Raw genomic sequence first — 15,097 nt, forward strand, 5'->3', positions numbered from 1 at the left:
TAACGAAGCTTACCCAAATTGGGCTTAGACTTTTGGCTAAAAAAAGCAGAAATTATAACTGTTCTGAAAGGGGGATTTAGTTCCCTTTGCAGCGGGCAATACCTGATTTGGCTTTCTGGTCCAGTGAATCCTTGTATTCATGCCCCTCCATATTCATGCATTGTTCATAATACTTGATGGCAGTGGCTTTATCACCTCTTTCTTCGTAGATCATTCCTATTTGCAAGGCAGCCCTTGCAGCATAATGTTCCCTTCTGTTTTCCCCCAGTTTAATGGCTACCAGGTAATTCCGGATGGCATCGTCCTTGCGACCCAAGTCGTCAAAGATCCTGGCTGCACGATAAGCAAAATCGAGTTTATCTTCTGTATTGATAAAGTCATTGGAAGTTTTTCCCTGTAACAGTTTATATGCTTCGGTATGATAGCCGCCATCACTTAACAATCTGGCTTTTAATAGCAAGGGGTTAGGCCAGTTATTTTCTTTGGCATCCCGGTTGGCTTTTTTATCTGCATCGGAAAGCGTTGACCCTTTGTTTATCGTTAATTTTCTAAATGCTTCTGCTTGTTGCGAATTACCCAACAGATAATATGCCCAGCTGATTTTCTGATAACTATCTTTCAGATAAAACTTTCCTTTGAACTGATTGGTAAATTGTTCAAAATGATGGATCGCTTCTTTCAGGTCCAGGTGATACAGATTGGCATACCCCAATTGAAAATCCCACACAGGAGTACTTAAATATTCAGCAGATTTATTTCTATGCAGAATGATGGATTTACATGCTGCTGCTTCTTTGTTGTTAAGGGAAAGATTGACCGCCATGAATGCATGTAAATGATTGTTGACCAGGTCTAACTTTTTATTTTCTACAAAGTCCAGCGCTTCTTTCTTTTCATTGGCAATATGAAATAATAAATACGGGTATATAAAACTGGCTTCAATAGAAAACTGTTTGGCCCAGTACTCATTGCTATTGGTGAATTCCTTCATCTTCCGCATTCCTTCTGTAACAGAACCTCGCATGCCCAGTAAATTTGTTAACCATTTGTAGCCTTTGGGAATGGTGCCCATTACCGATTCCAGCGCACCAAATACCATTTCGTTGGGGCTGAACTTTGGAAATTTTTTACGGTTTTCCTTGATGAGTAAATAGGCTTTGCGAATATCCCATCCGGCATCCCAGAAGTTTCCGAATTTAATTTGAACAGCCCCTCTTTGTAAACGAATCACCGACTGACTATACAGATAGAATGGACTTGATTTGTCTCCTTTGGCCAGGGCATCCAGTCGATTTTGCATAAGCCCCATTTGCCTGGTGTAATAGCCGGGGTCTTCGTTAAAGAACAGGGTATAAAAATCAATATAGTTCTCTAGTAATAGAGGAATTAGATTGTCGGGTTGTTGAAGGCTGATTTTTTGCAGTTGTTCTTCTGCTGTTTCAGTTTTGAGTTTATTGATTTCCTGATACGTCTGGAGACATGCTGCATTAAAATCAAATTTTTGCTGAGCACCTGCTGTAAACAGCGATGTAAGAAAGAATGCCAGGAAAAGTATGGGTTGCCTCACCCCCTAAAAATAAGAAAGGGCAGCCAATTGACTGCCCTTAAGTATGTTAAATGCACTATTTTATTTTGCTTCTACGCTGTCATTTAAATCAGCATCTACAAGGATACGTCCGCAGTTTTCGCAAACGATGATCTTCTTGTGTAAACGGATTTCGCTTTGACGTTGAGGAGGAATAGAGTTGAAGCAACCACCACATGCATCACGCTCAACTGCAACCACGGCCAATCCGTTTCTGTAGCTGTTTCTGATTCTGTCGTAGCTGTAAATTAAACGCTCATCAATATGTGCTCTTGCATCGGCACTGAAGCCATTCAATTCAGTTTCTTCTTTTACTGTATCTGCAATGATTTTTTCTAATTCACCTTTCTTATGATTTAAAACGCCCTCTTTAACTGCAACCATTTTCTTGGCGTTTTCCAATTGCTTTACTTTCTCAGCTAATTCTTCGTTGGCATCGCGGATATGTTTTTCGCAAAGCTTCACTTCTAATTGCTGCATTTCAACTTCTTTGTTGATAGCTTCAAATTCACGGTTGTTCTTTACGTTTTCGCTTTGCTTTTCGTACTTGGCAATCAGGGCTTCGCTTTCTTTGATTGCATTTTTCTTGCTTTCAATGAATTCGCTGATACCGTTGATTTCTTCTTCGATACGAGTTTGACGGGCAGTTAACCCTTGTATTTCATCTTCAAGGTCGCTTACTTCCATTGGAAGTTCACCTTTTAATACCTGAATTTCATCTAGTTTGCTGTCAATCTTTTGTAAACGTAATAGGTTTACTAGTTTTTCTTCAACGGAGAAATCTTTTACAGATGCCATATCGTGTTGGTAGTTATAAAGTTTATCCTAAAAAATATCGTACAGGATTTGTCTGCACGGTGGTTTTAAGGACGGCAAAGTTAGGGAATTTAGCGGTTATTAGCGAAAAAAGCAGGTCAATCGTATATTGTTCGCTTTCCCAGTGCCCAATATCGGCAAGAACTAGCTTTTTGTCTGCATCAAAAAACTCGTGGTATTTAATGTCTGCACTGATATAACAGTCGGCTCCGGCTGCAATGGCATCCTTGATCAAGAAGCTGCCTGCTCCACCACAAATAGCGATTTTTTGGAGCTTTTTACCCAAAAACGGGGTGTGTTTGACCATTTTTAGCCCAAAAACCTGAGAAATATGACTTAAAAAAGCTTTTTCTTCCATGGGGGATGGCAACTGTCCGACGATGCCAGACCCTACTCTTTGGTTTACATTTTTTAAAGGAACCAGGTCGTAGGCTACTTCTTCATAGGGGTGAGCGGCTTTCATGGCAGCCACCACCTGCGACTCCAGATAGCTGGGTACAATAACTTCAAGTCGGGTTTCTGCTACCGATTCCCGAATACCCGGGGTGCCGATGGTTGGGTTAGAGAGCGCTGATCCGCGGAAAGTTCCCATCCCCTCAGAACCAAAACTGGTTTCTGCATATTCTCCTATATGACCTGCCCCTGCAGCAAACAATGCTTCCTGAACTTGTGACAAATGCGGGGTAGGAACAAAAGTGATGAGTTTTGTTAGAATGGACGTTTTTGGTTGCAGGATGCTACAATTGTTAAGGCCAATTTTTTCTGCAATCACCGAGTTCACTCCACCCCAAACATTATCCAGATTGGTATGGATGGCATAGATAGCAATATCATTTTTTATGGCATAAATAATGGCTTCCTCTACATAATTTTTACCGGTTATTTTGGTTAACCCTTTGAATACTATAGGATGGTGCGCTACTACCAGATTTGCATTCTTTTCCCTGGCTTCTATCAATACTTCCAGCGTAGCATCCAGGGTACATATTGCGCCCGAGCATTCCCATTGCGCATTGCCTGTGATTAAACCGGCATTATCGTAAGACTCCTGATAAGCTAGTGGGGCGAAGCTTTCGAGCGATCGGATTATTTCGAGGATTTTCATAGAACGAATTTAGCGATAGGTTAAGAACTTTCCCCGAATTTCGTTTTCTATTATTTCGCTATGGCAGATGCACATTTTCTTTTTAGTGATGGCAAAGTTTTGAAACAGGACAAGCTCCTGATTTCTCCCAATAACCGTTCTTTTCGTTACGGTGATGGTTTTTTTGAAACGATGAAATGGTGTAAGGGAAAGGTTTTGCTGGAGTCATTGCATAGCGAACGCTTGATGACTACGCTCGAAAAATTAAAGTTTAAGCCACCTTCCTTTTTTACTTCAGACTATATTTTTGAAGCCATACAGGAACTGGTGAAAAAAAACCAACACCATGCTTTGGCTAGAATCCGCGTAACCATTTACCGTGGAGATGGCGGTATTTACGATCCCCAGAATCATTTTCCGCACCTGTTGATACAGAGCTGGGAACTGAATGAATCGAACAATAAGTTGAATGAAAATGGGTTGACCATTGGGATTTTTAAAGAAGCGGTGAAACAGGCCGACCACTATTCATTATTAAAAACAAATAATTATCTGGGCTACGCCATGGCCGCTTTGTGGGCAAAGGAAAATCATTTGAATGATGCATTGTTGTTGAATCAGCAGGGCAATATTGCGGATGCAACCATTGCCAATATTTTTTTAGTACAGAATGGATTGATTACAACCCCTGCATTGTCGGAAGGTCCGGTAGGAGGGGTTATGCGTAAATATGTACTGACGCAGCTTCGTGAAAAAGGATATGAAGTAAAAGAGGGGATAGTTACTGCAGAAGACCTGGCTAATGCATCTGAAGTATTTTTAACCAATGCCATTTATGGGATGCGCTGGGTAAAGCAGTGCGAAAAAAATGCTTACGACCACCAGTTGGTACCTGTATTGTATAGAGAAATCATTAAGCCAATGTTCTAATATTTACTTCATTAGGCATTAAGCTATTGGATTTTCTTGCGATTTCAATTCTGGAAATCCCACTGTTATGTGAACTTTTTTGCTTGGTTTCTGTTGAATGACAAATCGTTTTAATGAAGCCCTCTGTAAACATTATCTGGTTCAGAAGAGACCTGAGACTTTCTGATAATGCCGCTTTATACCATGCCTTGCGTGCAGGCATCCCGGTATTGCCCGTTTTTATTTTTGACCAAAATATTTTGGATCAGTTAGAAGATAAAAAAGACAAACGTGTGGCTTTTATTCACGGGGCTATTACTGAAATGCAGACTCAGTTGGTGAGAATGGGATCGAGCATGCAGGTATTTTACGGGAAGCCCATGGAGGTATTCGGGAAACTGTTTGAGCAGTATACTATCGGTGCTGTTTTTACCAATCATGATTACGAACCTTATGCCATAGAGCGGGATACTGCCATTGCTTCTTTACTTTCAGAAAAATCAATTGGGTTCAATACATTTAAAGACCAGGTGATTTTTGAAAAATCGGAAGTGACCAAAGACGATGGGAAACCATACACAGTTTTTACCCCCTACTCCCGAAAATGGAAAGCAAAACTGAATGCCTTTTATTTAAAGGCGTATCCCACAGAAAAATATTTCAAGCATTTTTTTCAGCAAGCTCCAGTGGCTATACCGAGTCTCAATTCTATGGGTTTTGAAGCAGTGGAAGCCGTATATCCTTCCAGGGAATTAAACCAGGAAATTGTAATGAAGTATAGTCAGAACAGAGACTTTCCTGCACTGGATAATGGAACATCTAAAATGGGGGTGCACCTACGCTTTGGTACCGTAAGTATTCGCAAAATTGCTACGTTAGCGGCAGGGTTGAACGAAACCTTTTTAAATGAATTAATCTGGAGAGATTTTTATCAGATGATACTATGGCATTTTCCTAAAGTGGGTAAAGGGCATGCATTTAAAGCTGAGTATGATAAAATAAAATGGCGCAATAACGAAGAAGAGTTTCAAAAGTGGTGTGAGGGAAAAACTGGCTATCCTATTGTGGATGCGGGCATGAGAGAGTTGAATACTACCGGATTTATGCACAATCGCGTTCGTATGATTGTTGCTTCTTTTTTAACCAAGCACTTATTAATAGACTGGCGTTGGGGGGAAGCATATTTCGCTTCCAAGTTGCTCGATTTTGATTTATCAGCAAACAATGGCGGATGGCAATGGGCAGCCAGCAGCGGTTGTGATGCGGCACCTTATTTCCGCGTTTTCAATCCTTACCTGCAAACCGAAAAGTTTGACAAGGAATTCAAATACATTAAAAAGTGGGTGCCGGAGTTTCAGGAGTTTACCTATCCCAAGCCGATTGTGATTCACGAAATTGCACGCAAGCGCGTTCTTGAAACTTATGCTGCTGCGTTGAAGCCTGCTTAAAAGGAATGCCTGACACAAAAATCTGCTCTGCAATCCCCTTTCAGGGTCTTAAATGAGCAGATTTTGTGTGTCCAGACATTCCATCATAAAATGCTTACTTCGCTGCAACATTTTTTGAAGTCTTAAATGTGAAGAATTTTTTTATATACACAGCCATTAGATTATACGGCATTCAACGCAGCAGATGTGCTTAAGCTTTTCTTTTCTATTTTAGCGTTTTAATTAATCGTTCATTATGAAATTGATATTTTTCGTTTTTGGTTTCTTTGCAGTTGTTGCTTCTCAAGCGCAACATGAAAATCATACTACTCCTGTAAGTTCTACCAATGCACAGGCTAAGAGTCCGCGCAAAACAGCTATGGCTCAAGTTGGAAAGAATCATGTACATATTGATTATGGCTCCCCTAGTGTACGTGGCAGAAATATATGGAATGGCTTGGTTGCTTACAATCAGGTGTGGGCTACTGGTGCACACAAAGCCACATGGATTGATTTCTCAACTGACGTAATGCTTGAGGGTAAAAAAATCTCGAAAGGGAAATATGGTTTTTTCACTATCCCTGGTAAAGACGAGTGGGTGCTTATATTGAGTAAAGACTGGGACATGCATTTAGCGGATGCATACAAGCCTGAAAATGACGCATTCAGAATTACAGTAAAGCCAACCATCAATAAGGATTTAACAGAAGCCTTAACTTATAAGGTTATTAAGAACTCTGATAAAGATGGTAGAATTGAAATGTCTTGGGAATACATCACTGTTGCATTGCAGTTTGAGAATCTTAAATAAGTTTTTTTGGGCGGAATAATTTTTTTCTTCGCTGCAATCCTTCTTCGAAGTATTAAATGCTCAGAAAAAAATTATTTCAGCCCAATCTTCAATCTAATACTGTCTTTTAAGATTAATCAATTGCCTCGCTGATGCGTTCTGGGCAGTTTTTTATTTCTCTGAAAATTAGCTGACATGCATATTGATGCCGATTAATTAGCTTTCAAATAATGTGTGAAGAAATGATTTGCTTAAATATATTTTTCGAGCATTTAAAATTCTGAAAGGGAATTGCCATGTAATAGTAGATGCTTCACGAGTAAATTTTCCTGACGAGCATTTAATACTTCGAAGAAGGATTGCCGCGAGGAGGGGAAATTTACTCATGAGGTTAATACGTTTACCGCAGCAAGCCCGTCTTCTCCAAGGTCAAGCGAATAATCATTCACATAAAGGTCAATATGCTGCCGCATTACATCCTCACTCATTTCCTGCGCATGAGCTACAACATAGTCTGATACAGCCGGATAATTACTAAATGCGAATTCAATACTTTTTTTAATTAAGCTATCTACTTTTTTTACCAGAGCGGCATCCAGCGTTTTCTTTGCAATAATTCCACCCAAAGGGATGGGCAATCGCTTGGTTTGTTCCCAGTAATTTCCCAGATCAATTATTTTTCTTAAGCCCTTTGACTCATAAGTGAATCTGTTTTCATGAATAATTACGCCCGCATCTACTTCTCCGTTTAATACGGCGTTTTCAATTTCATGAAATACTTTGAACACTTTCTTTTTTGCCTTTGGATATGCCAGACTGAACAACAAATGTGCGGTAGTGTTTTCACCGGGTATGGCAATGGTCATTTCATTAATGGCGTCAGGGCTGTAATCCAATAATTTAGCTGGTTTGGTAATTAACAATGGACCAACCCCTTTTCCTAATGCGCCTCCGCTGTTGAGTAATTGGTATTGCTCTCTCACTTTACTCCAGACCCCATAACTAATTTTTGAAAAATCCATTTTGCCTGCAATGGCCCATTCATTCAGGGTTTGCACATCTTCGAGGAATACTTCAAATATGATTCCCTCTGTGTCAATTTTCTGATTGACCAATGCATCAAATATAAAAGTATCGTTGGGGCAGGGTGAAAAGGCCAGTGTACATTTCATAGGTTATTTCAACTGATATAGTTTATCAACGTATTGCAGGAGTGTTTTGTTGAGTAGCTCAATGCTCTCTTTCATCAGCCATTTGCTCTTATCTCTTTCGCCCACATAATTGGATATGGCTCGGATTTGTATAAACGGGATGCCTGTTTCTCTACCAACATAGTGCAGGGCGGCACCCTCCATACTTTCTGTTACGGGGTTGTATTTTTTTTCGAGCTTTTTAATAAGGGTCTGATCAGTACTGATCTGGTTCACGGTTATCGCATCTACTTCTGGTAGTCCTAATAGGTTGTAGTTTTTTAACCAGGGGTTGGGGAGCTTTCTTTTTTCAAAAGGATGATAGCTGCTTTTCTCCAGCTTTAGATCGAATATATCTTTCCAATGTCCTTTTTCCATTACACCTGTATCACCCAATTGCTCATTGTTGATGACCACGATTTTTCCGGGTGCTGTTTTTTTGTGAAAACTTCCTGCGATTCCTGCTTGGATAATTAAATCGGGCCTTTCTTCTATGGCAAGTCGGGTTAAGGCTACCGCAGCGGCTAATAATCCCACCCCTGACTGATAAAATTGTACTTTAATGCGCTGACTTTTGCCAGTGTAGAGATCGTTGATCCCCACGAATGCCGGCATCCATTCTCCGGTGGTTGCTGCTGTAATTACAACTCTCATAAACGTAAAGTTGACGAAAAACACGCAACTTTCTTCATTTTTGTACCTTTGCAAAAATTTTGAGCGAATGGTGTACCTGACCAGACAAGAACATTTTAATGCAGCCCATAAATTATTCAATCCTGCCTGGAGCAAAGAACGCAATGAGCAGGTGTTCGGGGTATGTGCAAATGAGAACTGGCATGGGCATAATTATGACCTCTATGTTACTATTAAAGGTACACCTGACCCGGATACTGGCTTTTTATTTGACGTAAAAGCCCTGAGCAAGCTCATCAAAACCCATGTGATTGACCATCTGGATCATAAGAACCTGAATATGGACGTGCCTTTTATGGCAGGAAAAATGTGCAGTACAGAGAACTTGGCCATGGCTATCTGGGAGCAACTGGCCCCTCATTTGCCTGCTCCTGTACAGCTACACTGCATCAAACTCTATGAAACACCTCGTATTTACGTGGAATATTTCGGATAACTGTTAAACTGTCAGGGTGGTTTTGAGGCTGTTGTTTAATCATTTTGAATAATGTTTAAACAAATGTCTTGCTTCTGCGTTATTATATCGTATTTCTGCCTTTTACGGTTGATTTGGTTTATGGTACGTAATTGGATAGGTTTACAGAACAATTCGTTTGGACACTTGATCAGCACACTTCTGAAACAGTACCAAACTAATAAAAGTTCAGCGTAGCTCAAGAAGGATTTAATATGAACAACAACAGAATCACTGTCTTCCGTAAGGAACATTTTAATGCTGCCCACAGGTTGCATAATCCCACTTGGTCGGCCGAGCGGAACAAGGCAGTATTTGGTTTGTGCAATAACGAAAACTTTCACGGCCACAATTACGAATTGATTGTGATGGTGAGTGGGGAAATTGATGCAGAAACTGGTTACCTGATTGATCTTAAAATACTGAGCGACTTAATTAAAGATGAGGTGTTAAACCGATTCGATCATAAAAATTTAAACCTGGATACCCAGGAATTTAAAAACTTAAATCCAACAGCAGAAAATATTGCAGTGGTTATTTACCAATTGTTAAGAGCGAAGCTGGAAGAGAAATATACCTTAAAAATCAGATTGTATGAAACAGAACGAAATTTTGTCGAATATCCGACTGAATGGTGATAAAATCGTTTTTAACGATGATGACTTGATTGACGAGATGGGAGATAATCATGTGAGTACTTCTGTAGATACTCCTATGGTTCCAACTGCTTTTGAAAAAACAGATGCCGAGAAAATCGCTATCATTCAGGAGCATTTCAAAGTCATCATGGAAACCCTTGGATTGGATTTAACTGACGATAGTTTAAAAGGAACGCCTAAGCGTGTTGCTAAAATGTACGTGCAGGAAATTTTCAGCGGTTTAAATCCTGCCAATAAACCTGCTGTTGCTTTATTCGACAATAAATACAAGTACAATGAAATGCTTGTAGAAAAAAACATTTCTTTCTACAGCAACTGCGAACACCATTTTGTTCCCATCATTGGAAAGGCCCACCTCGCATATATCAGCAATGGTAAAGTAATTGGTTTAAGTAAATTGAACCGCCTGGTTGAATTCTTTGCCAAGCGTCCGCAAGTGCAGGAACGTTTAACTGTACAAATTGCCAAAGAATTGCAGAAAGAACTAGGCACGGAAGATGTAGCCGTTGTAATTGATGCCAAACACTTATGTGTTGCGAGCAGAGGTGTGGAAGATGATACTTCTTCTACCATTACTTCTTTCTACGGAGGTAAGTTCAAAGAAGATAAACGCAAAGAAGAATTCCTTCGTTATTTAGAATTGAAGACTGAGTTTTAAAAAATCGTTTACTTTGCCATAAATTTTTAATTCATGGCAAAGCACGCTTTTGTTTTCCCCGGTCAGGGAGCTCAGTTTTCTGGAATGGGAAAGAACCTGTATGATGCACATTCTTCTGTAAAAGATTTGTTTGAACAAGCCAATGAAATACTTGGTTTTCGAATTAGTGATATCATGTTCACTGGTTCCGATGAAGCCTTGAAGCAAACTAATATTACTCAACCTGCTATATTTATTCACTCTGTAGCTGCATTCAAAACCATTGAAGGGGCTAATCCTGATATGGTTGCAGGCCATTCTTTGGGAGAATTTTCTGCTTTGGTTGCTAATGGAGTTTTGTCTTTTGACAAAGCTTTGCAACTGGTTAGTATTCGTGCGCAGGCTATGCAGAAAGCCTGTGAAGCCAATCCTTCTACCATGGCAGCTGTTTTAAATTTGCCTGATGAAAAAGTAGAAGAAATTTGTGCTGCTGTTCAGGCTGAAACAGGAGAAGTGGTGGTTGCTGCCAATTACAACTGCCCGGGTCAGCTGGTCATCAGCGGTTCGATTACTGCCATCGATCTTGCTTGTATTAGAATGAAAGAAGCTGGCGCAAAACGCGCTTTGGTACTTCCTGTTGGAGGTGCATTCCATTCTCCATTAATGGAACCTGCTAAAGCGGAATTGGCAGCTGCTATTGAATCTGCTGTTTTTAATTCTCCATCTTGTCCTGTATATCAGAACACGGTTGCCAAAGCTGTTAGCGATCCTTTGGAAATCAAAAACAATTTGATTAACCAGTTAACTGGTGCTGTTAAATGGACACAGAGCGTTCAGGCAATGGTTGCTGATGGTGCTTCCAATTTTACTGAATGTGGTCCAGGTAAAGTTTTACAGGGATTGGTGGGCAAAATTGCTGGTGCAAGCGTTACTACAAGTGGCGTTAGCTAATGTAGGGCAACCCCAATTAATTCATCTTAAGTGCCTTGAGTACACCGTTGTCCCATACAGGTAAGACGGCTCTTGTTCCTGTTGTGTAGGAGGCGATTCCGAATGTATCGTCGTAATCCCATACTGCCCAGCCTATACCAAATTTATTCAGATAGGTTGTTACATCTGATAAATATGTGATAATGCTTTCTGGGGGAGCTACTTTTTTGTGGACGCCAAACTCATTACAGATTACATCTACTTTTTTCTGTACACTCCAGTTGTATACCAGCTGCATCACTTTATTAATGGAGTCTGCTGCATACTGCTGTCTGCCATACCATTCTATCTGGGCTTTTGCAGACGGGTTACTGGCATTGGCTGCTAATGTACTTACATTACTGGGGCTGGCCGGATAGGGTAAAAAACGCAATAAGGAATAAGGTCCGCTAATCCAGTCTGCTCCTTGGTGTGTGAAAGTAAATGGTTCGTAAAAATGAAAATTGTAAATAATTTTTTTCTGATTGATGATGGGCAGTTGTATTAACTCGCTCCAGCTGCCATAGTTTTCCGCAGTCACAATGATATAATGATTGGGAGCTGCTTCTCTGATAGAACCAACAATCTGTTCCTGAAATGGAGCCCACCAGTTTTTATCAATTCCAGATACCAGTCTTTCTGCTCCAATATTCGGTTCATTCCAAATTTCAAAAAAGAGTCTACTGGTATCATATGCTTTGAAATGATTGGCCAGGTTTTTCCAGAATTGTCTGAAGGATTGTCTTGCCAAAGGATCAATCGCTAGTCTTGCTTCAAAATTATCTCCATAAGGATGCATTTCAATGGTTACCGCAAGTCCGGCTGCCTGTATATTTTTTACTGCATTCTCTACATGAATCAAATTGGCTGTTTGAATTTCTTCAATTTTAGAACTACCACATAAAACAGAAGGCCCAATGGGAAGTCGCACATAGGTAAACCCTGCATCTTTTATTTGTTTGAAATGAGCACTGTTAAATCGGATGCTGAATTGAGAGGGGTCAGAATAATCATTGAACCAGTTAGACAAATTAATGCCTTTTGCCAGCTTATCCACTGCCGTTCCCTTGGGGCCGATCACCGGGTCTGGACTAGAGCCTGATTTGGTACAAGCAGTCAGCCAGATGGCGGTCATTAATAGTATGGTTGCAAAGTATTTATTCATTCTCCTTAATTGATGCTACAATTGATCCATTCCGGATCAAAGTTGGCATTGTATTTTTTGTAAAAATTGATGGCTGGTTCGTTCCATTCCAATACCTGCCATACCATTCCTTTGAAGCCCTTCTCTTTACACTCTTCTATTAAACGATCAAAGAGTAGCTTACCAATATGTTTGCCCCTCATTTTTTCTGTAACCAATATGTCTTCTAGGTACATTCTTTGGCCTTTCCAGGTACTGTATCTTATGTAATAGAGTGCAAAACCATGTATTTCGTTGCTTCCATCGGCTTTTGTTTGTTCCGCCACAAATGCCCACCATACAGGCTTTTCGCCGAATCCACTTTCAATAAAATGGTCCAGTGTTACTGTTACTTCATCTGGTGCTTTTTCGTAAAGGGCCAATTCCTTGATTAATTCAAGAATTCTAGCGCAGTCTTTTGCTTCGGCTCTTCTGATTTGAATACTCATAATTGGTTCAATGCTTGTTCAAAGTCGGCAATAATGTCTTCTATATTTTCAATACCCACACTCAATCGGATTAGGCCATCGGTGATATCGAATTGCAATCTTTCTTCTTTTGTTAATCCCATATGGCTCATGCTGGCCGGGTGTGATAAGAGCGTATCTGGTGTCCCAAATGAAATGGCTTTTACTGCCATTTGTAATGCGTCAATGAATTTTTTTCCTGCTTCTAATCCGCCCTTCAATTCAAAACTCATCAATGCACCTGCCTGCTTCATTTGTTTACGAGCAATTGCATAATCGGGGTGTGTAGGTAATCCACAAAAATTTACCTTGGCTACGGCAGGATGTTGTGCCAGAAAATTGGCTACCTGTACTGCATTGCTGCAGTGTCGCTCCATTCTTAACTCCAACGTTTTTAATCCGTTGGTTAGTAAAAATGCATCGAATGCATTGCTGTTGCCTCCCAGTAAAACATGCCATTTCCAGATAGGCCCATGCATCAATGCAAGGTCTTTGCCTATTAAAATTCCACCGATGGCGGTACCATGTCCATTCAGAAATTTAGTAGTGCTGTGCATTACAAAATCTGCTCCCCACTTAAAGGGTTGTTGTAAAAATGGCGTAGCTGCTGTGTTGTCTACAGATACTTTGATACCTTTTGATTTGGCCAGCTCACATACTTTCTGAATATCAATGCAACGCAGGGTTGGATTGGAAGGTGTTTCAATATGTATTAGCTGAATATTCGAATGTTTTTGTAGTGCTTCTTCAATTGCAGCTTCATCATTCAGATTAATTAGAATAGTATCTACTCCTGTATCTGCAAGTACTTTGTGTAATAGCTCGTGTGTGCCACCATACAATGCATGATGGGATAATACAGCATCCCCTTTTTTTAGTAAGCCTAAAAACAAAGTGGTTAGAGCTGCTTGTCCGCTGGAATGCAGCAATGCCTTTACCTGTAAGGGTTCACCGGCCTCATTTTTTAATCCGAAACTTTCCAGTGCTGCAATGGTTTCTTCTGCAACCGTAAAACTTGGATTGCCCCAACGGCTATAGATTTTTGTTTTATCTGTTCCTGCAAATCTTTCACTTCCTTCAGTTGCTGAATCAAAAGTGAAAGTTGAGCTGGCATGTATGGGCGTCAAATGCGCATGATTGGCATTGTTATGGCCAGATGCATGGATGGCAGTAGTACCAACTCCTTTGTATTTTTTATTCATTTGAATTTTTTTTTTAATACGCCCATTTGATCCAAGTTGCACCCCAGGTAAATCCACCCCCAAATGCAGCCAATACAATATTGTCACCTTTCTTCAATTGATTCTCCCAATCCCATAAACAAAGTGGGAGTGTAGCTGCAGTGGTGTTACCATATTTTTGAATATTGATCATCACTTTTTCTTTGGGTAGCCCCATTCTGTTTGCGGTTGCATCAATAATTCTGAGATTAGCCTGGTGTGGAACCAGCCATGCAATATCATCTGCAGTTAAATTATTTCTTTCCAGTAATTCTGCACTAACATCAGCCATTCCTTTCACGGCAAATTTGAATACGGCCTGCCCTTCCTGATAAGCATAGTGTTCTTTCGCCATAACTGTTTCTACCGATGCAGGCTTTAAGGAACCTCCCGCTTTCATGTGTAGATATTGTCTGCCACTTCCGTCGCTTCTTAAAATACTATCCTTAATTCCAATGTCTTCAGTAGTAGGCTCCAGCAATATAGCGCCTGCGCCGTCACCAAATATGATACAGGTTGCACGATCGGTATAATCAATGATGGCACTCATTTTATCTACACCCACTACTATTACTTTTTTGTATCGCCCACTTTCTATGAACATGGCACCTGTGGTAACAGCATATAAAAAACCACTGCAAGCAGCACTCATATCAAAGCCCCAGGCATTGGTAGCTCCAATTTTATCGGCTATAATATTGGCCGTTGCTGGAAATACCATATCAGGCGTTACGGTAGCGCAGATTATGCAATCGATATCTGTTGCTTCCATATTTTTTTTGCGCAATACTTCTTCAATGGCTTTAACCGCCATATCACTACTCGCTTTACCCGGCTCTTTTAGGATTCTTCTTTCTTCAATTCCAGTTCTTGTTCTAATCCATTCATCATTGGTATCTACCATTTTCTCTAGGTCGAAATTGGTCAGTTTTGTTTCGGGAACATATCCGCCTACTGCGGTAATTGCTGCACTAATTTTATTCATGTAATAAGAGGGTTATATAAAAGGTTGAA

The 15,097-nt window shown here is 40.3% G+C and carries 16 protein-coding genes; 7 read left to right on the top strand and 9 right to left on the bottom strand.

The window, feature by feature from the left end:
* Positions 1–76: 76 nt before the first annotated feature.
* From TEGAF0_RS13455 to TEGAF0_RS13465, 3 genes are read right to left on the bottom strand one after another with little or no spacing between them, the layout of a single operon-like run.
* Complete coding sequence (locus tag TEGAF0_RS13455) at positions 77–1,567, bottom strand: tetratricopeptide repeat protein (protein WP_264899005.1); 1,491 nt, start codon at positions 1,565–1,567, stop codon at positions 77–79.
* Between the two features lie 60 nt (positions 1,568–1,627).
* Positions 1,628–2,383: a zinc ribbon domain-containing protein gene (locus tag TEGAF0_RS13460; RefSeq protein ID WP_264899007.1), complete on the bottom strand. Its 756-nt coding sequence runs from the start codon at positions 2,381–2,383 to the stop codon at positions 1,628–1,630.
* A 22-nt stretch (positions 2,384–2,405) separates the two neighbouring features.
* Positions 2,406–3,506, bottom strand: a complete 1,101-nt coding sequence (locus TEGAF0_RS13465) for a Nif3-like dinuclear metal center hexameric protein (protein ID WP_264899009.1) — start codon at positions 3,504–3,506, stop codon at positions 2,406–2,408.
* Positions 3,507–3,566: 60 nt separating this feature from the next.
* Between TEGAF0_RS13465 and TEGAF0_RS13470 the strand changes: the two genes are divergently transcribed.
* The 3 genes from TEGAF0_RS13470 (at position 3,567) to TEGAF0_RS13480 (ending at position 6,632) form a co-directional block, all read left to right on the top strand.
* Complete coding sequence (locus TEGAF0_RS13470; protein WP_264899010.1) at positions 3,567–4,415, top strand: aminotransferase class IV; 849 nt, start codon at positions 3,567–3,569, stop codon at positions 4,413–4,415.
* 113 nt (positions 4,416–4,528) lie between these two features.
* Positions 4,529–5,842: a cryptochrome/photolyase family protein gene (locus tag TEGAF0_RS13475; RefSeq protein ID WP_264899011.1), complete on the top strand. Its 1,314-nt coding sequence runs from the start codon at positions 4,529–4,531 to the stop codon at positions 5,840–5,842.
* Between the two features lie 235 nt (positions 5,843–6,077).
* Positions 6,078–6,632 carry a DUF2911 domain-containing protein gene (locus tag TEGAF0_RS13480; RefSeq protein WP_264899012.1) on the top strand — a complete coding sequence of 185 codons (555 nt, stop codon included), beginning with the start codon at positions 6,078–6,080 and terminating at the stop codon, positions 6,630–6,632.
* A gap of 362 nt (positions 6,633–6,994) precedes the next feature.
* On the opposite strand, the gene TEGAF0_RS13485 is transcribed toward TEGAF0_RS13480, so the two are convergent.
* The gene (locus tag TEGAF0_RS13485; RefSeq protein ID WP_264899014.1) at positions 6,995–7,783 is read right to left on the bottom strand and encodes a 1,4-dihydroxy-6-naphthoate synthase; all 789 of its coding nucleotides are present in this window, start codon (positions 7,781–7,783) and stop codon (positions 6,995–6,997) included.
* A gap of 3 nt (positions 7,784–7,786) precedes the next feature.
* On the bottom strand, positions 7,787–8,455 hold the full coding sequence (gene mqnB / locus TEGAF0_RS13490) for a futalosine hydrolase (protein ID WP_264899015.1): 669 nt from the start codon (positions 8,453–8,455) through the stop codon (positions 7,787–7,789).
* A gap of 67 nt (positions 8,456–8,522) precedes the next feature.
* Between mqnB and TEGAF0_RS13495 the strand changes: the two genes are divergently transcribed.
* The 4 genes from TEGAF0_RS13495 (at position 8,523) to fabD (ending at position 11,195) form a co-directional block, all read left to right on the top strand.
* Complete coding sequence (locus tag TEGAF0_RS13495) at positions 8,523–8,930, top strand: 6-pyruvoyl trahydropterin synthase family protein (RefSeq protein WP_026751313.1); 408 nt, start codon at positions 8,523–8,525, stop codon at positions 8,928–8,930.
* A gap of 233 nt (positions 8,931–9,163) precedes the next feature.
* Positions 9,164–9,586, top strand: coding sequence for a 6-pyruvoyl trahydropterin synthase family protein (locus tag TEGAF0_RS13500; RefSeq protein WP_264899018.1), 423 nt, complete (start codon positions 9,164–9,166; stop codon positions 9,584–9,586).
* Positions 9,543–10,265 (top strand): GTP cyclohydrolase I FolE, encoded by a 723-nt coding sequence (folE, locus tag TEGAF0_RS13505; RefSeq protein WP_264899019.1) that lies wholly within the window; start codon positions 9,543–9,545, stop codon positions 10,263–10,265. Before TEGAF0_RS13500 ends, folE begins: the two co-directional genes overlap by 44 nt.
* Positions 10,266–10,298: 33 nt before the next feature.
* Positions 10,299–11,195, top strand: a complete 897-nt coding sequence (gene fabD / locus TEGAF0_RS13510; RefSeq protein WP_264899020.1) for an ACP S-malonyltransferase — start codon at positions 10,299–10,301, stop codon at positions 11,193–11,195.
* Between the two features lie 16 nt (positions 11,196–11,211).
* Here the strand turns inward: fabD and TEGAF0_RS13515 are convergent, their stop codons facing one another.
* The 4 genes from TEGAF0_RS13515 to TEGAF0_RS13530 are packed head-to-tail and all read right to left on the bottom strand — an operon-like array spanning position 11,212 to position 15,068.
* Positions 11,212–12,378 (bottom strand): glycoside hydrolase family 5 protein, encoded by a 1,167-nt coding sequence (locus TEGAF0_RS13515; RefSeq protein WP_264899022.1) that lies wholly within the window; start codon positions 12,376–12,378, stop codon positions 11,212–11,214.
* 5 nt (positions 12,379–12,383) lie between these two features.
* Positions 12,384–12,845 carry a GNAT family N-acetyltransferase gene (locus tag TEGAF0_RS13520; RefSeq protein WP_264899024.1) on the bottom strand — a complete coding sequence of 154 codons (462 nt, stop codon included), beginning with the start codon at positions 12,843–12,845 and terminating at the stop codon, positions 12,384–12,386.
* Positions 12,842–14,065, bottom strand: coding sequence for a trans-sulfuration enzyme family protein (locus TEGAF0_RS13525; RefSeq protein ID WP_264899026.1), 1,224 nt, complete (start codon positions 14,063–14,065; stop codon positions 12,842–12,844). The genes TEGAF0_RS13520 and TEGAF0_RS13525 overlap by 4 nt, the downstream gene beginning before the upstream one ends.
* A 13-nt stretch (positions 14,066–14,078) precedes the next feature.
* Positions 14,079–15,068, bottom strand: a complete 990-nt coding sequence (locus tag TEGAF0_RS13530; protein ID WP_264899029.1) for a beta-ketoacyl-ACP synthase III — start codon at positions 15,066–15,068, stop codon at positions 14,079–14,081.
* Between the last annotated feature and the right edge of the window lie 29 nt (positions 15,069–15,097).

Origin of the sequence: Sediminibacterium sp. TEGAF015 (assembly GCF_025997995.1) — a bacterium.
Lineage (GTDB): Bacteria > Bacteroidota > Bacteroidia > Chitinophagales > Chitinophagaceae > Sediminibacterium.